Genomic DNA, 22,172 nt, shown 5'->3' on the forward strand with positions numbered 1-22,172 from the left:
CATGCGGCGGGGCAGGGGCTGGCGATCGATTACTTCGCGGGCGAACTGGCGGCGCTGCCGGCGGCGCGCTTTGACCTCGTCACCTCGATGGAAGTCGTCGAGCATGTCACCGATCCCGCGTTGTTTATCGGCGAGCTCGCGGCGCGGCTCGCGCCGGGCGGGCTGATGATCCTGTCGACGCCCAACCGGACTGCCCTGTCGAAGCTGCTGCTGGTCGAGGCGGCCGAACGTGTCGGTGCGGTGCCGCGCGGGACGCACGACTGGGACCAGTTTTTGAAGCCCGAGGAACTGACCAGGTTGCTCGAGGATGCGGGGCTCGAGGTCATCGACCGCACCGGCTTGTCGCCGTCGGCGGCGAAGGGTTTCAAGCTCGGCGGCAGCGAGGCGCTGAACTATCTCGTCACCGCGCGGTGGCCGGGATGAACCGCGACCCGCGCGTCGATGCCTATATCGCCGTGCGCCAGCCGTTCGCGCAGCCGATCCTGACCCATTTGCGCGAGCTGGTGCACAAACATGCGCCGGGTACCGAAGAGACGCTGAAATGGGGCGTGCCGCATTTCACGCTGGGCGGGCAGAATCTTGCGGGCATGGCCGCGTTCAAGGGCCATGCGACCTTCGGCTTCTGGCGCGACGAGGAGGTGACCGGCTCGCCGCGCGACACCGGCGCGATGGGGAGCATGGGGCGGCTCGCGACGCTGGCCGATTTGCCGTCGGACGAGGTGATGGCGGGCTATATCGCCAAGGCGGCGGCGCTGTGTGCCGAGGGCAAGCCCAAGCGGGCGGCACCGAAACCCAAGGCGGTGCTGGAGCTACCCGAAGATCTGGGCGCGGCGCTCAAGGCCAATGTCGCGGCGCAGGCGCATTGGGATGCTTTCTCGCCCGGCAAGCGGCGCGACTACATCGAATGGGTGCTCGAGGCGAAGCGCGAGGAGACGCGCGTCAAGCGCATCGAAACGATCGTCGCGCAGGTCGCCGAGGGCAAGGACCGGAATTGGAAATATAAAAGCTGCTGAGCAAGCGTCGCTCCCGCGAAGGCGGGGGCCGTTACCGGGTTACGCAGCGATGTAGTGCAAGCTTTCCAGAGACCCCCGCCTTCGCGGGGGGTGACGCTTCGGAACGCTTCGCATTCCGTGGCGCGTCAAAAGTCGACGTCCTCATAATATTTCGGCGGCGTCACGATTTCCATCCGTTCGGCGAGCAGCGGGCGAAAGCTGGGGCGCGACTTGAGGCCCGAATACCAGCCTTTGGTCTGTTCGTGGCCGGTCCAGTCGATGCCGCCGAGATAGTCGGCGACCGAGATATGCGCGGCGGCGGTCAGGTCGGCGAGGCTCATCGTCGCGCCGGCGAGCCAGGTGCGGTGGTCGATCAGGTAATCGACATAGTCGAGATGCTGGTTCGCGGCCTTCATCGCCTCGCGCAGCGCGCCGCCGTCGGGGGGCTGGCGGTGGACGATGCGTTTCTGCATGCGTTCGAACAGCAAAGGTCCGGTGACCTCATAATAGAAATCCTGGTCGAACCACGCCGAGAGACGGCGGATTTCGGCGCGGTTGGCGGCGGTGCCGTTGATCATCGCCTTGCCCTCGACGGTCTCCTCGAAATATTCGGCGATCGCCATGCTGTCGATCAGCACCTGTCCGCGCGCATTGTCGACCATCACCGGGGTGCGCCCGGCGGGGTTGATGTCGATGAATTCGTCGCGGCGTTCCCACGGCGATTCGCGCACCAGATCGTAACCGACGCCCTTTTCGCCGAGGAGCAGGCGGATTTTGCGGGAGAAGGGGCAGAGCGGATATTGGTAAAGTTGCCACATAGCGTGGGCATAGCGGCAGGGGGCCGCGCCGCGCAACACTATGGTGCGATGCGGCGCGAACTCCTGTGGATCAGCGGCGGGCTTCGTCGCGTTCGCGCTGCCACTGCGCGGCGAGATCGCGGGCCATGTCCTTGAGAACCGGGGCATAAGCTGCCGCCGCGGTGGCGAGATGGCCCGCCATGCGCGAGGTCGCGCGGACGTCGTCGCCCATGCGGCGGCCGGCGTCGGGATCGCTGCCCGTCACCTCGCCCAAAGTTGCATCATAGGGGATGGAAGCGGCCGACGAGTCCGGATCGACGCGGGCGATCGCCTCGGCGAGCGGGCCGATGTTGGTGCGCATGATCGCATCGACGAGCACGGTGACGGTGTCGGCCATGCGGTCGGTTTCGACCGGATCGGTGAGCGCTTCGGCGGCATCGCGCACATCGGCGGCCTGCGCCGGGAACGGCGCGGCGAGGACGAGCAGGGGCAGGGCGAACATGGTGAGGCGGCGCATGGCATCCTCCTTTCGGGAAATGACGTGTGGGCAGCGAAGGGGTCAGCGAAAGCACGATGCCTAAAGACACCACGCTTTCGCTGGGCTGAACGCCGATATGCGATGCGGCAGGGTGCCGCATCGCCGCGACAAGCCGCTATTCCGCCGCGACCACCGCCATGGCTTCGTCGCGCAGCGGGTGCGCGAGGCGGCTGACCATTTCCTTGGGGCACACCTGCCAGAACTGGCCCAGCCAGCGGTCCCAGTCGGCGAGGATCTCGTTCGACCATTTGCTGCCGGTGGCCTTGGCATGATCCTCGACCAGCGCTTTCAGTACGCCTTCCCAATGGCTGCTTTCGATACGCTGCCAGATGATCGATTCGGGGTTGGCGCGGCGTTCGAAATGATCGTCGGCGTCGAGCACGAAGGCCATGCCGCCGGTCATGCCGGCGCCGAAGTTCGAGCCGACCGAGCCGAGGATCACCGCGATGCCGCCGGTCATATATTCGAGCCCGTTGGCGCCACAGCCCTCGACGACGACATTGGCGCCCGAGTTGCGGACCGCGAAGCGCTCGCCCGCCTGGCCCGCCGCGAGCAGGGTACCCGCGGTCGCGCCATAGAGGACGGTGTTGCCGACGATCGTGTTGTGCTGGCTGACCAGCGGACTCGACACGGTCGGGCGCACGATGATGCGGCCGCCCGACAGCCCCTTGCCGACATAGTCGTTGGCGTCGCCGAACACTTCGAGGCTGATGCCCTGACACAGGAAGGCGCCGAGCGACTGGCCCGCGGTGCCGCGCAGGCGGACCTGGACATGGTTGTCGGCGAGCCCCTTCATCCCGAAGCGCGCGGTGACCTCGGCCGACAGGCGGGTGCCGACGGCGCGGTGGGTGTTGCGGACATTATAGGTGAGCTGCATGCGCTCGCCGCGTTCGAACAGCGGCTTGGCGTCGCTCAATATCTGCGCGTCGAGGCTGTCGGGCACCGGGTTGCGGAAGCTCGGCCCCGCCGAGCGGCGATGCTCGTCGGGGGCATCGACCTTGGCGAGGATCGGGTTCAGGTCGAGGTCGTCGAGATGCTCGGCGCCGCGGCTGACCTGGCGCAGCAATTCGGTGCGGCCGATCACCTCGTCGAGGCTGCGGTAACCGAGCTTCGCCAGAATCTCGCGGACTTCCTCGGCGATGAAGGTCATCAGGTTGATGACCTTCTCGGGGCTGCCGGTGAACTTCGCACGCATCTTTTCGTCCTGCGTGCAGACGCCGACGGGGCAGGTGTTCGAGTGGCACTGGCGCACCATGATGCAGCCCATCGCGACGAGGCTGAGCGTCCCGATGCCATATTCCTCGGCGCCGAGGATCGCCGCGATGACGATATCGCGCCCGGTCTTGAGCCCGCCGTCGGTGCGCAGGCGGATACGGTGGCGCAGCCCGTTGAGGGTGAGGACCTGGTTAACCTCGCTGAGCCCCATTTCCCATGGCGTGCCGGCATATTTGACGCTGGTCTGCGGCGACGCGCCGGTGCCGCCGGTGTTGCCCGAGACGAGGATGACGTCGGCATGCGCCTTGGCGACGCCCGCCGCCACGGTGCCGATGCCCGCCGAGCTGACGAGCTTCACACAGACGCGCGCCTTGGGGTTGATCTGCTTGAGGTCGTAGATGAGCTGCGCGAGATCCTCGATCGAATAGATGTCGTGGTGCGGCGGCGGCGAGATGAGCATCACACCCGGGGTCGAGTGACGCAGCCGCGCGATGAACTCGGTGACCTTGAAGCCCGGAAGCTGACCGCCCTCGCCGGGCTTGGCGCCCTGTGCGACCTTGATCTCGATCTCGTCGCAGGCGCCGAGATATTCGGCGGTGACGCCGAAGCGGCCCGACGCGATCTGCTTGATATTGCTGTTGGCATTGTCGCCATTGGCATAGGGCTGGTAGCGTTCGCTCGCTTCGCCGCCTTCGCCGGAAACGGCCTTGGCGCCGATGCGGTTCATCGCGATCGCCAGCGTCTCATGCGCCTCGGGCGAGAGCGCGCCGAGCGACATGCCGGGGGTGACGAAGCGCTTGCGGATCTCGGTTATCGCCTCGACGCTGTCGAGCGCGACGCCTTGCGCCGGGTAATTGAACTCCATCAGGTCGCGCAGATACACCGGCGGCAGGTCGGCGACGCCGCGCGCGAATTGCAGATAGGTCGAATAGCTGTCGGTCGCGACTGCGGTCTGCAGCAGGTGCATCAACTGCGCCGAATAGGCGTGCGTTTCGCCGCCCGCGCGCTGGCGATAGAAGCCGCCGATGGGCAGGGTGGTGACGCGCTTGTCGAACGCCGCCTCGTGCTTCTCGGTCGCGTTGATGAAGAGCGACTGATAGCCCTCGCCCGAGATCTTGGCCGGCATGCCGGGGAAGAGATCGTTGACGAGCGCGCGGCTGAGGCCCACCGCCTCGAAATTATAGCCGCCGCGATAGGAGGAGATCACCGCGATCCCCATCTTGGCGAGGATTTTCAAGAGCCCGTCGTCGATCGCCTTGCGGAAGCGCAGGCGGCAGTCGTCGAGCGTCAGTTCGCTGCCGAACAGCCCGCGCGCGTGGCGGTCGGCGATCGCGGCTTCGGACAGATAGGCCTGAACCGTCGTCGCGCCGACGCCGATCAGCACCGCGAAGGCGTGGGTGTCGAGCACCTCGGCCGAGCGGACGTTGATCGAGGCGTAGCTGCGCAGGCCTTTTCTCACGAGATGGGTGTGGACGGCGGCGGCGGCGAGCACCATCGCGACGCCGACGCGGCCTTCGCCGATCTTTTCATCGGACAGGAACAGCTCGCTGCGCCCCGCCCGGACCGCATCCTCGGCCTCCTTGCGGACGCGCGCGATCGCGTCGCGCAGCGTCTGGTGGTTGCCGCCGGCGGCGAAGGTGCAATCGATGTCGGCGACGGCGTCGCCGAAATAGGCGCGCAGCCGGTCCCAGTCGTCGCCGACGAGCACGGGGCTGTCGATGACGAGGACATGATCGCTCTGGCCCTTTTCATCGAGGATGTTGGCGAGGTTGGCGAAGCGCGTCTTGAGGCTCATCACATGCCGTTCGCGCAAGCTGTCGATCGGCGGGTTGGTGACTTGGCTGAAATTCTGGCGGAAGAATTGCGCGACATGGCGCGGCTTGTCGGAGATCACCGCGAGCGGCGTGTCGTCGCCCATCGATCCGATCGCTTCCTTCGCATCCTCGACCATCGGCGACAGGATCAGCTCCATATCCTCCATGGTGAGGCCGGCGGCGACCTGGCGGCGCAGCAGCTCGCTACGGTCGAAGGTCGGCAGCGTCGATTTGCCGCCCTTGGGCAGGTCGGCCATCGCGCGGAAGCCCTTCACGCGCGATGCATAGTCGTGCGCGCCGGCGATCTTGTCCTTGATCGCGCGATCTTCGTAGAGCGTGCCTTCGTCGAGGTCGACCGCGATCATCTGTCCGGGGCCGAGGCGGCCCTTCTTGCGGATGCTTGCCTCGGGCAGCAGCACCATGCCGCTTTCGGAGCCGACGACGAGCAGATTGTCGACGGTGAGCGTGTAGCGCAGCGGGCGCAGCGCGTTGCGGTCCATGCCCGCGACCGCCCAGCGGCCGTCGGTCATCGCGAGCGCGGCGGGGCCGTCCCACGGCTCCATGACGCTGGCGAGGTAATTATACATCGCGCGGTGGCTGTCGGGCATTTCGGCCTCGTTGTTCCACGCTTCGGGAACGAGGATCAGCTTGCTCGTCGGCGCGTCGCGGCCGGCGCGGCACAGCGCCTCGAACACCGCGTCGAGCGCGGCGGTGTCCGACGCGCCCGCGGGGATCACCGGCTTGATATCTTCCGAATGCTCGCCGAAGGCGAGGCTCGCCATCTTGATCTCGTGGCTCTTCATCCAGTTCTTGTTGCCGCGGATCGTGTTGATCTCGCCATTATGCGCGAGGCAGCGGAACGGCTGCGCCAGCCACCATTGCGGGAAGGTGTTGGTCGAATAGCGCTGGTGGAAGATCGCGACGCGGCTTTCGAACAATTTGTTCGTCAGGTCGGGATAGAAATCGGCGAGGCTTTCGGCGAGGAACAGCCCCTTGTAGATGATCGAGCGCGCCGACAGGCTGCAGATATAGAAATCGGCGATCTGCGCGGCGATGACCTTTTTCTCGATCCGGCGGCGGACGAGGTAGAGGCGCTTTTCGAACTCGGCGAGCGACTGGGCGTCGGGCAACGGCCCGGCGATCATGATCTGCTCGATCTCGGGGCGCGTGCGCTGTGCCTTGTCGCCGATGACCGACACGTCGACGGGGACCTGGCGCCAGCCATAGATGGTGTAGCCGGCGTCGATGATTTCGGATTCGACGATCGTGCGGCAATGTTCCTGCGCATCAAGATCGGTGCGCGGCAGGAAGATCATGCCGACCGCGAGGCGGTTGGGTAACGCCTTATGCCCCGATGCCGCGATGGCATCGTCGAAGAAGCGGACCGGCAGGTCGACATGGATGCCCGCCCCATCCCCGGTCTTGCCGTCGGCGTCGACCGCGCCGCGGTGCCACACGGCACGCAGCGCCTCGATCGCCGCCTCGACGACGCGGCGCGAGGCCTTGCCGTCGGTCGCGGCGACCATGCCGACGCCGCAGGCATCGGATTCGAGGTCCGGACGGTACATGCCCTCGGCTTCGAGCCGGGCATGTTCGGGGGTGGGGTAGTGGGTCATCGTTGCAGTCCTGACGGATAGTATCGGCGCCTGTGCGGCCCCTATTCGGCGGTGTCGGGTTCGGGCAGGCCGAGCTTCTTGCGGGCCTTGGCGGCCGCGTCGGCTTCGGCCTGATAGGCCGCGGCATTGGCTTCGCTCGCGGCGGCTTCGAGCGCCTCGACCTTTTCGCGGTCGGCGTCGGTCCAGTTGCTGCGGTCGTAGCCGGCATAATCGCCGTCGGCGGCCGCGTCGGCGGCTGCCGCGGCGGCATCGGCGGCGCCCATCGCGGCGTCATCGCTGCCCCAGTCGTCAGCGGCCTCGGCCGCGACCGTGTCGTCGCCCATGCCGTTCCACATGTCGCGCTGGTCCTTGAGGACCTTGACGTCGACCTTCATCAGCTTGGCGAGCTTGGCCAGGTCGGCGTCGGTCATGTCGGTGAGCGACTTTTCCTTGGGCAGGTCCTTGAACTGCTTTTCGAGCGTCGGGCCCTTGTCGATGAACTTGCTGATCACCGGCGGCATCGCCTTGAGCATCGTCACCATCACCTGGGGATCGGCGCCGAGCGCCATCGACTCGGCGGCATAGACGCTGCCCGTCGGGGTAGCGAAAAAGGTGTTGAGCTCGGTCAGCTGCGCCGCGGTCAATTTGCGCGCATAGGCATGGGCGAGCCCGTCGCGCATCGAGGGTTCGAGGTCGGTGAGGAACTCGCTGATCAGCGGCCGGATGACCTTGATCATCTGGTCGTCGCGCTGCTTGCGATAGGGGTCGAAGACGTCGGCGACGGCTTTCTTGGTGTCGGCATCGAGCGCGGCGATCGTCTCGCTGTCGACGCCGGTCTTGATCGAGAGCGACAGGTCCGAGGTGCCGCCCATCTCTTCGAGGAAGGTTTCGAACATCTTGCCATAGAGATTGTCGAGCATCTTCTCGAGGCTGCCCGGCGGAATCAGCGCCGCGGTGGTCTTTTGCGCGAGCGCGAGGCGCGCGGGGTCGACCGGCGGCAGGTCCTTGGTGCCGAAGAGTTTTTCGACCATCGCAATGGCCTTGTCCATTTCCTCCTGCATCTTGGCCTTGGCGCCGGCGAGCGCCTGTTCGGACGTCATGCTGTCATTCGCGGCGTCGGCGGCCACGATCTCGGCAACGGGCGCTTCCTTGGGCGCGGCGGCGTGGGCGGCAAGCGGGGTGAGCGCCATCGCGCCAGCGAGCAGCATGGCCTTGAACGTCGACATAGATTGATTCCTTCCCCTGTTGGTCATGCCGTGTTCTTTCGCATTTTCGCGTCCGTTTCCAATCGTTTCGACAGCCCGGTGACCAGGCCGATCGTCATGGCGTTTTCCCTGCGATGAATTCCTCCATCGCCGTGGCCATCAGCGTCGCCATCCGCGCCTCGAATTCGGGGTCGGCGGTATTGCTCCAGTCGGCGGAGATCTGAAGCAGCCGCTGGTTGAGCGTCCGGATCTTCGCGAAGGCCGGGGTGCCGGCAAAGCGCATCAAGGCGGCCTTGTCCGCGGCCGACAGCTCGCCAAAGGCGTCTTGCGCGCCGCTCTCTATGCCGCGCCGGATCATCGACGGTTCGAGTTTGGCGTCGAGGTTCTTGGCCAGCGGCGCAATTTCCTGCGTCACGTCATAGTTGCGCAGCATCGCCGCCTTGAGGTTTTTCCCCGACGGCGAGGCATAATAGGCTCTTGCCGCCTCGATTTCGGCGGAGGTCAGTTCGGCGGACAGCAGCGTTGCGATCGCGCTCCACAACCGGGGCAGGCTCGCCACGATGTGGCGTTCGACTTCGGGGCGGGCCGCGTCGAACATATGGGCGAGGGCGCCGGGATATTGTTTCTCGATTTCCGCGAGTTCGGGATTTTGCGCAACGAGGGCAAGGGAATCGCCTTCGAACGCGCGCGACACTTCGAGCATGACCGACTTTTCGTCGCGCAGTTCCTGCGCCAGCGTGTAGGCGGCCTGATACCGCGGCCCGGACGGCGCGGCCGCGACGTCGGACTGCGCTGCCGCCGGACCGCCAGCGAGCGCCGTGGCAAGCGCCAGGGCGAGGGCTGCGCGAACCGTCATGCCGCGTGCCGTTCGCTGCGCGCCTTCGCCTTCAACCATGTCGCCATCTGGTCGCTGACGTCGCGGCCGTCGCGGATGCCCCACACGACCAGGCTGGCGCCGCGCACGATGTCGCCCGCTGCAAAGACGCCGGGCAGGCTGGTCATCATCGTCTGGTGATCGACGCGCAGCGTCCCCCAGCGCGTGACGCTGAGGTCGGGGGCGCCGAACAGGTGCGGCAACTCCTCGGGATCGAAGCCCAAAGCCTTGATCACCATGTCGGCGGGGACGTCGAACCGGCGGCCCGGGTCGGGCTCGGGGCTGCGGCGGCCGCTCGCGTCGGGGGCGCCGAGGCGCATGCCCGCGACCGCGACCTGCTTGACATGGCTGTCGGCGGTGAAGCTTTCGGGTGCCGAGAGCCAGACGAACTCGACGCCTTCCTCCTCGGCATTGGCGACCTCGCGCTGCGAGCCCGGCATATTCTCGCGGTCGCGGCGATAGAGGCACTTCACCGACTTCGCGCCTTGGCGCACCGCGGTGCGGACGCAGTCCATCGCGGTGTCGCCGCCGCCGATGACGACGACATGCTTGCCCTCGGCATTCAGGCTGCCGTCGTCGAACGCCGCGACGGTGTCGCCGAAGCCCTTGCGGTTCGAGGCGATCAGATAGTCGAGCGCGGCGATGACGCCGGCGGCGCTATTGCCGGGAACGGCGATCTCGCGCGCCTTGTAGACGCCGGTCGCGATCAGGATCGCGTCATGCTTCTGGCGCAGTTCGTCGAGCGTCGCGTCGGCGCCGACCTCAAACCCCAGATGGAAATGGATGCCGCCCGCTTTGAGCCGCTCGACGCGGCGCATCACGACATCCTTCTCGAGCTTGAAGCCCGGGATGCCATAGGTGAGCAGGCCGCCGGCGCGGTCGTGGCGGTCGTAGACATGGACTTCGTGCCCTGCGACGCGCAGATATTCGGCGGCGGTGAGGCCCGCGGGGCCGGCGCCGATGATGCCGACCGACTGGCCGGTCGGCTTGCCTGGATGGACGGGTTCGACCCAGCCTTCGGCCCAGGCGGTGTCGGTGATATATTTCTCGACACTGCCGATCGTCACCGCGCCGTGGCCCGAAAATTCGATGACGCAATTGCCTTCGCACAGGCGATCCTGCGGGCAGATGCGGCCGCAGATCTCGGGCATCGTCGAGGTCGCGTTGCTGAGCTCATAGGCTTCGCGCAACCGGCCTTCGGCGGTCAGCCGCAGCCAGTCGGGGATATGGTTGTGCAGCGGGCAATGCACCGAGCAATAGGGCACGCCGCACTGCGAGCAGCGCGACGCCTGTTCGTCGGCGTCGGGCGCCGCGTAGCGCTCGGCGATTTCGCGGAAATCCTGCGCGCGCTCTTCGGCCGAGCGCTTGTCGGGATAATTTTGGTCACGCCCCACAAATTGGAGCATGCGATCGGAAGCCATGCAAATTCCCCTTCGTCGGGGCCGATTGCATGCTCAAAACCGCGATGTCACGAAAGAAATGCGCATTAGGTCAGTATATATGACCTATATTCCGTAGGCGAAAGGGCGGAAAAAGTCTCCCGCGCAACTATCTTTCATTAAAAGGTCCGGTTCGGTCCTATCTGGCGGTGAGCCACAGCAATGCGGCGGCGCCTACGATGATTCGGTACCAGGCGAAGGGCGTGAAGCCGTAGCGCGTCACCACCGCGAGGAAGGCCTTGATCACCGCCCAGGCGACGATGAAGGACACGAACGCCCCGAGGCCGATCAGGCCGAGGTCGTTCGAGGAGATGACGTCGCGATGCTTGAACAATTGCATCGCGGTCGCGCCGGTCAGTGTCGGCAGCGCGAGAAAGAAGCTGAACTCGGCGGCGGTCTTGCGGTCGACCCCCAGCGACATCGCGCCGCAGATCGTCGCGCCCGAGCGGCTGACCCCCGGGATCATCGCGATGCACTGGACCAGCCCGACGAGGATCGACTGCCGCACCGTCAGATTGGCGACACCGCCGCTTTCCTTCGGCTTGGCGTAGCGTTCGACGAGCAGGATCGCGAAACCGCCGACAATCAGCGCCCAGGCGACGACGACGGCATTTTCGAGCAGCAACTCGATATAGTCGCCGAGCGCGAGGCCGAGGATCACCGCAGGGAAAAAGGCGAGCAGCAGGTTGCGGACGAAGGCGATCGCGACCGGATCGCGGCGGAACAGCCCGGTGAACATGTCCCAGAAGAGCTTGCGGTAGAGGACGACGATCGCGAGGATCGCGCCGGGCTGGATCGCGATGTTGAAAATCGCCCAGCGCGCCGCGTCATAGCCGAGCAACTCGGTCGCGAGGATCAGGTGGCCGGTCGACGACACGGGCAGGAATTCGGTCAACCCCTCGACGATGCCGAGGATGATGGCGGTCATGATTTCGTTCATGGGATGCTGCGACTAACCTGCGATGAGAGGGCCGATAAAGGGAAGGGGGCGCCCGACCGATGTCGGACGCCCCCGTCCTGCCCCTTGCCCTAAGGCGCGGGGCGAAGCTTGGCCAGCGGCTATTTGAACCGCGCGTCGCACGCCTTGAGCACATTGGCGGGCGGGCCGAGGTCGAGCGCCAGCGCGAGCAGCTTCCGCGAGTCGTTGGCAAGCGCGACGTCGGGTGCCGCATTGCCGTGCTGCAGCTTCCTGGATACCGCCTTGGCCATCGCCCCCTGTTCGCCGTCGAGCGACCCGAGCAGCCCGGCATTGAAACCGCAAGCGGCCACGGCCTGTCCTTCGTCGGCCGGCAAGGTCACTACGGTGGTCGCCGCCGCCTTGGGATATTGTTTGACGCAGGCTTCGGTCAGCGGTCCGACCGCCCCCGACGAAATCGCCCATTCGACTTTGCTCACCATCGCGTTCTGCGCCGCCGCCATGCCGCCGTCCTCGTTAGCCGCGGCGATCAGGAAATAGGCCGATTGCGGATTGGTGAGCACCTGTTTCTGGAGCGCGGCGAGGTCGCCCGACCCGTCGCGAAATGCCGACGCGACCGCGACCGCGGCGCAGGCGGCGGGTTTTTCTTTCGGATCGTCGGGCAGTTCGGGCAGCGGTTCGGGATCCCCGAGCGCATAGGCTGCCTTGCACTGATTGAGCGTGCCCAGCCAGTTGCCGCCCTTCAGCGTGTCGCCGATGTCGCCGAGCAGCGCCTGGGCCTTGGTGTCGTCGAGCCCCGTGGCGCTGACAAAGCCGGTTTCCTCGATGACCGTCTTGAGCAGGTCCTGGCGCCGCTGAGCCTCGGGCGCAGGCGTGCCCGCGCCGGCGGCGGCATAGGCCACCGCCGCGCGTCCGCACAGCGTTGCGCGCTCGGCGTCGTCCTTCGGCAATCCGTGCAAATCGGCCGGCGTGTTGTCGCAGCCCGCCAGAACCAGCGCTGCCGTCAGCAGCGCGGTCGTCCCCCCATATTTCATCCTACACCCCCGCAAAGCAGAAGCGACCCGCCCCGAATCTAGCAGCTTTTCCTGGCCGCGCCAGAGGAGGGGAGGCGGCGGGGGCGGGGATCCGACCGCCCGGCCGAATTAGCCGAAGCGCGCCTCGCACGCGGCGAGTATGTCGAATGGCGGTCCCAGCGTCAGCGCCTGTTCGATCAGTTTCGCGTTGCTGTCGACAAGCGCGGGGGCGAAGGTCGTTTCGATCGCGCGCAATTTCTCTTCCAAACGCTTCGCCCGTTCACCCGCGGCGCCACCGAGGCCGATGAACACGCCCGCGTTGAACGCGCAGGCGGCGCCCGCGGTACCGCGATCCGCCGGGAGCGGGGCGGGCACGAAGCGGCCGGCGGCGGGAAAGGCCTCGAGGCATTGCTGCGTCAGCGCGTCGATGCTGCCGGTGGTGACCGCCCAATCGATCTGGCGCGACATCGCGGCGTCGGCCTTGTCCTGATCGCCCGCCCGGAAGACCGCGAAGAGCTGGAAATAGGCCGATTGGGGATCGCGCATCACGCCCTGCGAGGCGGCTTCGGCATCGCCCCCCGCCGCGCCGACCGCGCGGACGAGCGCGACGGCGCCGCAGGCCGCGGGGCGATCGGCGGGATCGGTCGGCAATCGCGCGACGGGTTCGGCCGCGCCGAGGCTATAGGCCTGCTTGCATGCGTTGAGTGTGGTCAGCCAATTGCCCTCATAAGCGATCTGCTGGATTTCCCCGCTTTCGGCAAGCCGGGCGAAACCGGCCTCTTCGTCGAGGCCGACCGCGTCGAAATATCCGGTGGCGTCGATCGTCGAGCGCAGCAAGCCGTCGCGACGGTCGCGTTCGGTCGGGTCGGCATTTTCACCGTGGCTTGCATGGACCAGCGCCGCGCGGCTGCACAGCGTCGCGCGCTCGGCCTTGTCCTGAGGCAGCGGCATCGCATGGGCCGGCGCCATGTCCGTCAGCGTCATGGCGGCGATGGCCGCCGCCGTCACAACCCGATTCCGCATGGCAGGCGCTCCTCATTTCTGTCCCCGGCGCCATCGTTGCAGGTCCGGCTGCCCGAGGCGAGGGGAAAGCCGCGATCAGCGCGCGGCGAGTTCGGCGAAGCGGCCGTTGCGGCGGTACTGGACGAGCCAGCCGTCGGCGACCGACGCCAGCGACGCCGGCACGATGCCAAGGTCGGCGAGGCCCGCGGCGTCCGCCGCGACGACATTATCGCGCTGGAGCATCAGCCACTGGTCCTTGGTGATCGGTGCGCCGGGTGCCCAGCCGAGGCCGGTCGCGAGCGCCGAACCGACGACGTCGGGGACATCGACGAACAGCGGGCTGCGACCGGTCGCGTCGGCGATCCAGCGCTGCAGCTCGCCCATCGTCAGCACCTGCGGTCCGCCGAGTTCGAACAGGCTGCCCGGCGCCGCATCGAGCGCCGCGACCACCGCGTCGGCGACATCGGCGACATGGATGGGCTGGAACTTCGCATTGGGTGCGATCACCGGGATCACCGGGAACATGCGGATCAGGCCCGCGAAGCGATTGATGAACTTGTCCTCGCGCCCGAAGACGATCGAGGGGCGCAGGATCGTCGCGGCGGGGAAGGCGGCGCGGACCGTCGCTTCGCCGTCGCCCTTGCTGCGGCCATAGGCCGAGGCGGCGTCGCCGTCGGCGCCGATCGCCGAGACATGGACGAGCGTCGCGATGCCCGCCGCGGCCGCAGCGGCGCCGATATTGGCTGCGCCGGTCGCATGGACCGCCTGCATATCGTCGAAGCTGCCGACGAGGTTGATCACCGCGTCGCTGCCCTGGACCGCGCGCGCGACGCTCGCCGCGTCGCGGACGTCGGCGGCGACGAACTGCGTCTGGCCGAGCCCGCCCAGCGGCTTCAGGAACAACGCCTTGCGCGGTTCGCGCTCGGCGATGCGGACGCGCGCGCCGCGCGCGAGCAGTTTCTGGACGACATAGCGGCCGATGAAGCCGCCGCCGCCGAGCACCGTGATCAATTGTCCGTCGAGATTTCGCATCGCTTTTGCCCGTGATGATTCTGTCGCGGCACCCCGTGCCGCCCGGCTCCCCATGCCGCGAAGCGCCCGGGCGGGCAAGGGGCGAGCGTGCGCGCCGCACCGAAAAGCGCGGGCCTGGCGATAAAATGCATGGCGATGGTCGCAGCCTTGTTGACAAGCCGCCCGCCCCGCCGCTAAGCGCCCGCTCCTACCCCGTGCCCAGATGGCGGAATTGGTAGACGCACCAGCTTCAGGTGCTGGCGATCGCAAGGTCGTGGAGGTTCGAGTCCTCTTCTGGGCACCATTTTCTGATGGCGGCGGCGATATGCCACTAACCATCGGGAATATATCCATTTTCTTCGTTGCGACGCCGCAAATTTTGCATGTCCGGGCTTGGCGCTTGTTTTCGCCCCGACACGCTGATAGAGGCGCCCCTCGTTGCCGCTTTAGCTCAGTTGGTAGAGCACATCATTCGTAATGATGGGGTCACAGGTTCGAGTCCTGTAAGCGGCACCACTTCCTCCCTCTCCGTACAATCTCCGGCGCCTCCCTAGAGCCCGCCTTCGCCGTCGCCGTGGAGGCTCATCAGCGAATCCATCAGCCCGTCGTCGGCGCTCGAGCAGACGCCGAGCACCAGCGCCTCGTCGCAACCTTCGGCGACGACATAGGCGTGGCCCATCGACGAATCGAGATAGATGCCCTGGCCGACCTCGAGGATGATCGGGTCGTAATATTCGGTGTGGACCGCCATCCGCCCCTCGATGACATAGATGAATTCCTCGCCCTGATGATGGACGAGTTCGCCGAATTCGGTCGCGCTGTGCGCGCGGATGCGGGTCAGGATCGGGATCATGCGCTTCTGGCGCAGGTCGGTGCAGAGATAATGATAGTCGTAATTGTCGGTGGTGACGCGCACCGCATTGTCGATCGTCCCGACGCTGCGCCGTCCGGTCGGGCGCGGGGCGCTGTCCTCGGCATCTTCGGCGAAGAGGTCCGACATGCGCAGGTTCAGCCGCTGGCTGAGCTGCTGGAGCTTGTCGTAGCTCAAGGTCAGCCGGTCGTGCTCGACCTTCGACAGCGTCGATACGGGGATGCCCGACTTCGCGCTCATCTCCTTGAGCGTCCAGCGATTTCGCGCGCGGATGCCGCGCATCACCTCGCCGAGCGTCGGGGGTTTGGTCCGGTTCGCCATCAGCGCTGCCACAAGCCGTTTGACAATTTTCTAATCAGGATCATTATGTCCCTATTGGGCTAACAGAAGTTGGTTCCTTGGTAAGGGGTCGCGCGGCTCGCTGCAAGGTTAAGTGAGGCGCCTGGAAAAAGGGAGGTCGGAATGCGTGGTATTCGCAAGCTGATGATCGGACTGGCCGCGCTCGCGGCGGTGCCGTTGATGGCGCAGGGGCCGGTGGTGGCACCGCCCGCCAAGAAGGTCGAGGCGCCCGCGGCGCCGGTGGCGAAGACCGCGGCTGCGCCGGTCGCGCTCGACAAGGCCGACCTCGAAGCCTGGCTCGACGGCTATCTTCCCTATGCGCTCGAGCGCGGACGCATTCCGGGGGCGGTCGTCGTCGTCGTCAAGGACGGCCAGGTCGTGCTCGAGAAGGGCTATGGTTTCTCCGATGTCGCCAAGCGCGCGCCGGTACTGCCCGAAACGACGCTCTTCCGTCCGGGTTCGGTGTCGAAGCTCTTCACCTGGACCGCGGTGATGCAGCAGGTCGAGGCGGGCAAGATCGACCTCGACAAGGACGTCAACACCTATCTCGATTTCAAGATTCCCGCCTATCAGGGCAAGCCGATCACGATGCGCAACATCATGACGCACACCGCGGGCTTCGAGGAATCGGTGCGTTACCTGATCAGCAGCGATCCCAAGGCGGTGATGACGCTGAAGAAGCAGATGCCGCTGGCGCTGCCCGAGCGGGTGTTCGCACCGGGGACGACGCCGGCCTATTCGAACTATGCCACCGCGCTCGCGGGCTATATCGTCGAACGGACGAGCGGCGAGGATTTCGACTCCTATGTCGAGAAGCATATCTTCCAGCCGCTCGGCATGGCGCACAGCTCGTTCCGCCAGCCGCTGCCCGCGAACCTCGCGCCGCATATGTCGAAGGGCTATCCGAACGTCACGGGCAAGGCGCAGCCGTTCGAAATGGTGATCCCCGCACCCGCGGGGAGCCTGTCGGCATCGGGCGCCGACATGGGCAAGTTCATGATCGCGCAGCTCAATGACGGCGCCGGGCTGATGAAGCCCGAAACCACCGCGATGATGCATGATTATAAGGCGCCCGGCGTCGGTCCGCTCAACAGCATGGCGCTCGGTTTCTACGAACAATGGGTCAACGGCCACCGCGCGATCGCGCATGGCGGCGACACCGTGTGGTTCCATTCCTATCTGTGGCTGTTCCCCGATAGCGACATCGGCCTCTATATCTCGATGAACGCGCCGGGGCAGGCGGGCGATGCGGGCGCGGTGCGCAGCGCCTTGTTCCATAAATTCGCCGACCGCTATCTGCCCGGCACCGAAAAGCCCGGCACCGTCGATGCCAAGACCGCCAAGGCGCATGCGCAGATGATGGTCGGTCATTATGTCAGCAGCCGCGGCAGCTTCACCAATTTCCTGAGCCTGCTCGGGCTGTTCGGTCAGGCGCAGATCACGCTGACCGAGGATGGCAAGATCACCTTCCCCGCGCTCGACGGCCTTGGCGCCGGCGCGCGCGACTGGGTCGAGGTCGAACCCTTTGTATGGCGCGACCTGGGCACGAACGAGCGGCTCGCCGCGGTCGTCAAGGACGGCAAGGTCACGCGCTTCAGCCTCGACGCCGGTTCGCCCTTCATGGTGTTCGAACCCGCGCCGGCGGGCACCAACGCCGCCTGGCTGAGCCCCGCGCTGATGCTGGCGCTCGCGATCGTCACCCTTGCGGCGCTGGCCTGGCCGGTGCGTGCGCTGGTGCGCCGTCATTACAAGTCGGACTTCGCGCTCGCCGGCAAGTCGCGCCGGGCGTATCGCCTGTCGCGGCTGTTCGCCTGGCTGGTGCTTGCGGCGGTAGCGGGCTGGTTCGCGCTGATCGCCGCCTTCTCGGCCGATATCGGCAGCATCGGAGGTCCGCTCGACTGGCTGATTCACCTGCTGCGCATCCTGACCCCGATCGCGACCTTCGGGCTGCTGATCGCCGCGGTCTGGCACCTCGTGATGACGGTCAGGGACAAGCGGCGCTGGACGATGAAGCTCGGCGCGGTGCTGCTCGTGCTCGCGGCGCTGCCGCTGGTGTGGGTGACGCTCGTCTTCCACCTCTATGGCTTCGACATGGTCTATTGATGGCGACCATGGGCAAGCAAAAACTGGCGCTCGACCTTCGGGTCGAGCGCTTTCCCTATCACCAGCCGTTCCGCATTTCGGGGCATGTCTTCACCGAGACCGCGCTGCTCGTCGCCACCCTGTCCGACGGCACCCATGCCGGCCGCGGCGAAGGGGCGGGGGTCTATTATCTCGGCGACGATATCGACCATATGCTTGGCGAGGCGCAGCGCGTGCGCGGCGCGATCGAGGCGGGGGCGACGCGCGCGGATTTGCAGGCGCTGCTCCCCGCGGGCGGCGCGCGCAACGCGCTCGACTGCGCCTATTGGGAGCTCGAGGCGAGGCAGGCGGGGCGGCCGGTATGGGCGCTTGCCGGGCTCGATGCGCCCAAGCCGCTGCCTTCGACGCTGACGCTCGGCGCCGACGAGCCGGGCAAGATGGCGCGCGCCGCGCTGGCGATCGATCCGGATGCGCCGGTGAAGGTCAAGCTGACGGGCGACCTCGCCGACGATATCGCGCGCGTCGAGGCGATCCGCGCGGCGCGGCCTGCGGCGTGGATCGGGGTCGACGCCAACCAGGGCTATGATATCGCGACCCTGCGCGACCTGCTGCCGGTGCTGGTGACGAATGGCGTTGCGCAGCTCGAACAGCCGTTGAAGCGCGGGGCCGAGGCCGACCTCGACGGGCTGAAGCGGCCCTTGCCCTTCGTCGCCGACGAAAGCGCGCTGACGCTCGCCGATACCGCCTCGCTTGTCGGGCGCTTCGACGTCGTGAACATCAAGCTCGATAAATGCGGCGGGCTGACCGAGGGGCTGGCGATTGCAAGGCAGGCGAAGAAGCTCGGGCTCGACGTGATGGTCGGCAATATGATGGGCACCAGCCTGTCGATGGCGCCTTCGTACCTCGTCGGGCAGCTTTGCGACATCGTCGATCTCGACGGCCCGACCTTCCTCGCGCGCGATCGCGAGCCGGGGGTCGAATATCGTGGCGGGCGGATCCATTGCCCCGACGAAATCTGGGGAAGTCGGGAGATTTGATGTCCTATTTGGGTTGACAATTCTCTGATTAGGACAATAGTCTCGAATTTGTAATAGCAGGAGGTCGGATCGGGATGGCGATGTCATTCCCAGTAACGCGCCGCGCGTTCATCGCGGGCGCGGTCGGTGCCGCTTTGTCCGCGCCGATGATCAATCGGGGCGCCTTCGCTTTCGAGGGTGCGCCGGCCAAAAGCTATTCGCGCCGCGCGGTCGACCTGGTTGCTGCGTCGCTGGTCATCGACATGCTGGCGCCGCTCAAGATCACCATGTCCGAAGACTATGTCGCGCACCGCCTGACCGATGCCGAGGCCGCCGAGTTCCGGGCGAGCGGTATCACCGGATTTCACAATGCCTATGGCCTTGGCGGGCCCGATGCGCGCGGGCAGGCGATGGAATATCTCGCGGGCTGGCAGGGGTTTGCCGGGCGCAACAGCCATGTCTTCACGCTCGTCGACAGTGCGAGCGACCTCGACCGCGCCAAGCGCGACCGCAAGGCCGCGGTCATCATGGGCATCCAGAATGCCGAGCATTTCGACAGCGTCGCCGACGTTGCGGTGTTTCGCCGCCTCGGCCTGCGCTGCGCCCAACTGACCTATAACAGCCAGAACCGGCTGGGGTCGGGCAGCACCGAACGCGTCGACGGCGGGGTCAGCGACTATGGCGCTGCGATCATCGCCGAGATGGAAAAGCAGAAGATGCTCGTCGACGTCTCGCACTGCGGCGACCGCACGACGCTCGATGCGATCGCCATTGCCAAGGGGCCGATCGCGATCACCCACAGCAATGCGCGCGCGCTGGTCGATCACCCGCGGGTGAAGACCGACGAGGCGATCAAGGCGCTCGCGGCGAAGGGTGGGGTGATGGGCATTACGGGCGTGCGCATGTTCGTGCGCGCGAGCGACCCGACCAATGTCGGGCATATGGCCGACCATATCGACCATGTCGCGAAACTCACCGCGATCGAGCATGTCGGCATCGGCTCCGACGCCGACCTTCACGGGTACGACGATATGGAGCCGGCCGAATATGCCGCGCTCAAGGGCAGCTACAAGGCAAGCTACGGGTTTCGCGACAAGATCGACATCGACGGGTTCGACCATCCTCTGAAGGTCTTCGACCTGACCGAGGAACTCATTCGCCGGGGATATTCCAACAACAACATCACTGCCGTGCTCGGGGGCAATTTCCGCCGCCTGCTCGGCCAAGTCTGGGGGTAAGACAATGAAAAAGGGTCTTTTGATTGCAGGAAGCATGGTCGCGATGCTGGTAGCGTCGCCGGTCTGGGCCGCCGAAGCCGAGAGCGAGGCCGAAAGCGAGATCGTTGTCACCGCGCAGAAGCGCGAGCAATTGCTGATCGACGTGCCGCAGTCGGTGAGCGTCGTGTCGGGCGACGCGCTCGAAAATATCCAGGCGACGAATTTCTCGGACTATCTGAAGCTCGTTCCGGGCCTCCAGCTCAACCAGACAACCCCCGGCTTCGGGCGCCTCGTCATCCGCGGCGTCAACACCGGCGGCGTTGCGTCGACGGTCGCCATCTATCAGGACGAAATGACCTTCGGTTCGAGCAGCGGCCTCGTCAATGGCGCGATCCTGGCGGGCGACTTCGACACGTTCGACGTCGAGCGGATCGAGGTGCTGCGCGGGCCGCAGGGCACCATCTATGGTGCCAGCTCGATGGGCGGCGTGCTGAAATATGTGATGAAAAAGCCCGAGATCGGCGCCTTCGAGGTCCGTGCGCGCGGCAGCGTCGAGGCGACCAAGGGCGGCGATGAATCCTATCTGGGTAGCGCGGTGGTCAATGTCCCGCTGGGCGACACGCTCGCGTTCCGCGCGTCGGGCTTCTACCGCGATTATGGCGGTTACATCGACTCGATCGGCACCGCCGGGTCCGACGTCGAATCGAACATCAACAGCTCGAAAAGCTATGGCGGCAAGGCGTCGTTGCTGTTCAAGCCGAGCGACAATCTGTCGGTCCAGCTTGGCGCCTATCTCCAGAATCTCAAGACCGACGCGTCGAACAATGTCGACAGCGATCCGAGGACCGGCCGCTCGCTCTATGGCGGGCTGACCCAGTCGCAATATGTGCCCGAGGGCACCGACGTGCGCTATCGCGTCTACAGCGCGGTGATCGATGCCGACCTCGGCTTCGCGAACCTCGTCTCGGCCACGGGTTACAGCACGCTGTCGCAAAGCTTTCGCGGCGACCTGACGACGCAGTTCGGCGGGCTGATCGAGGCGATCTTCGGCACGCCGAACAACTTCTTCCAGGGCCAGTTGACCCGCGTCGAGCGCGTGACGCAGGAAATCCGCCTGCAGTCGCCCGAGAGCGACACATTCGAATGGCTGATCGGCGGCTATTACACGCGCGAAAAGGGCGTGATCGACCAGACGTTCAACGCGGTGACGCCGGGCACGCTGACCCCGATCGCCGGCCTGCCGCTGCTCGGCGAGGCGCGGATCGACTCGCGCTATCGCGAACTGGCGGGTTTCGCTAATGCGACGCTGCATCTTGGGGAGCGTTTCGACCTGACCTTCGGCGGCCGCTACAGCGGCAACAAGCAGTCGGCGCTGCAGGTGTCCGACGGCATCCTTGCGGGCGGCCCGAACACGCTGCCGGTCGCGCGCTCGTCCGAAAATGTCTTCACCTTCTCGGTCGCGCCGAGTTTCGAGATCAGCGACCAGGCGACGCTCTATGCGCGCGTCGCGAAGGGCTTCCGCCCCGGCGGCCCGAACATCCTCGCGCCGGGGGCGCCGGCCGACCTCGCCACCTATGGTTCGGACTCGCTGATCAGCTATGAGGTCGGGGTGAAGGCGGAAACCGCCGACCGGACCTTCGGCATCGACATTGCGGCCTTCCATATCGACTGGAAGGACATCCAGGTCTTTGGCCAGGTCAATAATTTCGGCGTCAATTTCAACGGCGGCAAGGCCGAGAGCAACGGCATGGAATTCACCACGACGCTGCGCCCGACCAAGGGCTTGGTCTTCTCGCTCAATGGCGCCTACACCGATGCGACGCTGAAGGACGATACCCCGCCGCAGGTTGGCGGCCTGTCGGGCGACAGCCTGCCCTACACGCCGAAATACAGCGTTTCGGCCAATGCCGATTATGAGTGGGAGCTGGGCGGCGAGACGTCGGCCTATGTCGGCGCCTCGGTGCGCAGCCTGTCGAAACAGCCCGCAGGCTTCGACTTCGCCTTCCGCTCCGCGAACGGGCGCCAGCGCTACCTGCCGGCCTATGAGGTCGTCGACCTGCGCGCCGGGGTCGATTTCGGGAAATATTCGCTCGAGATCTATGCGAAGAATCTGTTCGACAGCGAAGGCAAGACATCGTTCGAGGTTCCGGGCAATATTCCGCTCGGCGCAGCCGGTACCGCGGTCATCCGCCCGCGCACCATCGGCGCGACGCTGACGGCCGGTTTCTGACGCGGG

17 protein-coding genes and 2 tRNA genes are annotated in these 22,172 nt (G+C 66.2%); 8 read left to right on the forward strand and 11 right to left on the reverse strand.

Translation table 11 applies throughout. The annotated features are described in order from the left end of the window. The coding region (locus tag B1A78_RS06815) for a methyltransferase domain-containing protein (protein ID WP_144037720.1) at positions 1–423 on the forward strand (423 nt) is incomplete at its 5' end. Continuing rightward, positions 420–1,013: a YdeI family protein gene (locus B1A78_RS06820; protein WP_077146226.1), complete on the forward strand. Its 594-nt coding sequence runs from the start codon at positions 420–422 to the stop codon at positions 1,011–1,013. The genes B1A78_RS06815 and B1A78_RS06820, both read left to right, overlap by 4 nt. Positions 1,014–1,138: 125 nt before the next feature. Here the strand turns inward: B1A78_RS06820 and B1A78_RS06825 are convergent, their stop codons facing one another. The 10 genes from B1A78_RS06825 to B1A78_RS06870 all read right to left on the reverse strand — a co-directional run bounded on the left by B1A78_RS06825 (position 1,139) and on the right by B1A78_RS06870 (position 14,432). After that, complete coding sequence (locus B1A78_RS06825; protein WP_077146227.1) at positions 1,139–1,810, reverse strand: glutathione S-transferase family protein; 672 nt, start codon at positions 1,808–1,810, stop codon at positions 1,139–1,141. A gap of 70 nt (positions 1,811–1,880) precedes the next feature. Further along, a complete protein-coding gene (locus B1A78_RS06830; RefSeq protein ID WP_077146228.1) occupies positions 1,881–2,306 on the reverse strand; it encodes a hypothetical protein in 426 nt (141 codons plus the stop codon). Positions 2,307–2,442: 136 nt separating this feature from the next. Continuing rightward, a complete protein-coding gene (gene gltB, locus B1A78_RS06835; RefSeq protein WP_077146229.1) occupies positions 2,443–6,972 on the reverse strand; it encodes a glutamate synthase large subunit in 4,530 nt (1,509 codons plus the stop codon). A gap of 41 nt (positions 6,973–7,013) precedes the next feature. Next, complete coding sequence (locus B1A78_RS06840; protein ID WP_144037721.1) at positions 7,014–8,177, reverse strand: DUF2059 domain-containing protein; 1,164 nt, start codon at positions 8,175–8,177, stop codon at positions 7,014–7,016. Between the two features lie 94 nt (positions 8,178–8,271). Continuing rightward, positions 8,272–9,012 carry a hypothetical protein gene (locus tag B1A78_RS06845; protein WP_144037722.1) on the reverse strand — a complete coding sequence of 247 codons (741 nt, stop codon included), beginning with the start codon at positions 9,010–9,012 and terminating at the stop codon, positions 8,272–8,274. Then, on the reverse strand, positions 9,009–10,451 hold the full coding sequence (locus tag B1A78_RS06850; protein ID WP_077146232.1) for an NAD(P)-dependent oxidoreductase: 1,443 nt from the start codon (positions 10,449–10,451) through the stop codon (positions 9,009–9,011). The genes B1A78_RS06845 and B1A78_RS06850 overlap by 4 nt, the downstream gene beginning before the upstream one ends. A 157-nt stretch (positions 10,452–10,608) precedes the next feature. Next, positions 10,609–11,409 carry an undecaprenyl-diphosphate phosphatase gene (locus tag B1A78_RS06855; protein ID WP_077146233.1) on the reverse strand — a complete coding sequence of 267 codons (801 nt, stop codon included), beginning with the start codon at positions 11,407–11,409 and terminating at the stop codon, positions 10,609–10,611. A 119-nt stretch (positions 11,410–11,528) separates the two neighbouring features. After that, a complete protein-coding gene (locus B1A78_RS06860; protein WP_077146234.1) occupies positions 11,529–12,419 on the reverse strand; it encodes a hypothetical protein in 891 nt (296 codons plus the stop codon). A 108-nt stretch (positions 12,420–12,527) separates the two neighbouring features. Further along, positions 12,528–13,421, reverse strand: a complete 894-nt coding sequence (locus tag B1A78_RS06865; protein ID WP_077146235.1) for a hypothetical protein — start codon at positions 13,419–13,421, stop codon at positions 12,528–12,530. 75 nt (positions 13,422–13,496) lie between these two features. Further along, positions 13,497–14,432: a complex I NDUFA9 subunit family protein gene (locus B1A78_RS06870; RefSeq protein WP_077146236.1), complete on the reverse strand. Its 936-nt coding sequence runs from the start codon at positions 14,430–14,432 to the stop codon at positions 13,497–13,499. A 196-nt stretch (positions 14,433–14,628) separates the two neighbouring features. Here B1A78_RS06870 and B1A78_RS06875 point away from each other — a divergent pair. Together B1A78_RS06875 and B1A78_RS06880 are read left to right on the forward strand one after the other, a co-directional pair. Next, a tRNA-Leu gene (locus tag B1A78_RS06875) sits at positions 14,629–14,715 on the forward strand. Positions 14,716–14,851: 136 nt separating this feature from the next. After that, positions 14,852–14,927, forward strand: a tRNA-Thr gene (locus B1A78_RS06880). Between the two features lie 34 nt (positions 14,928–14,961). Here the strand turns inward: B1A78_RS06880 and B1A78_RS06885 are convergent. Beyond that, the gene (locus B1A78_RS06885; protein WP_077146237.1) at positions 14,962–15,603 is read right to left on the reverse strand and encodes an XRE family transcriptional regulator; all 642 of its coding nucleotides are present in this window, start codon (positions 15,601–15,603) and stop codon (positions 14,962–14,964) included. Positions 15,604–15,744: 141 nt separating this feature from the next. Between B1A78_RS06885 and B1A78_RS06890 the strand changes: the two genes are divergently transcribed. From B1A78_RS06890 to B1A78_RS06905, 4 genes are all read left to right on the forward strand, one after another. Next, entirely contained in the window at positions 15,745–17,724 is a 1,980-nt protein-coding gene (locus B1A78_RS06890; RefSeq protein ID WP_077146238.1) for a serine hydrolase, read from the forward strand. 8 nt (positions 17,725–17,732) lie between these two features. Next, positions 17,733–18,740, forward strand: coding sequence for a dipeptide epimerase (locus tag B1A78_RS06895; protein ID WP_144037723.1), 1,008 nt, complete (start codon positions 17,733–17,735; stop codon positions 18,738–18,740). Between the two features lie 146 nt (positions 18,741–18,886). Next, a complete protein-coding gene (locus B1A78_RS06900) occupies positions 18,887–19,957 on the forward strand; it encodes a dipeptidase (RefSeq protein ID WP_256837504.1) in 1,071 nt (356 codons plus the stop codon). 34 nt (positions 19,958–19,991) lie between these two features. Next, positions 19,992–22,166: a TonB-dependent receptor gene (locus B1A78_RS06905; protein ID WP_256837505.1), complete on the forward strand. Its 2,175-nt coding sequence runs from the start codon at positions 19,992–19,994 to the stop codon at positions 22,164–22,166. Positions 22,167–22,172: the final 6 nt, after the last annotated feature.

This window comes from Sphingopyxis sp. KK2, from assembly GCF_001990265.1.
Taxonomy (GTDB): Bacteria; Pseudomonadota; Alphaproteobacteria; order Sphingomonadales; family Sphingomonadaceae; genus Sphingopyxis.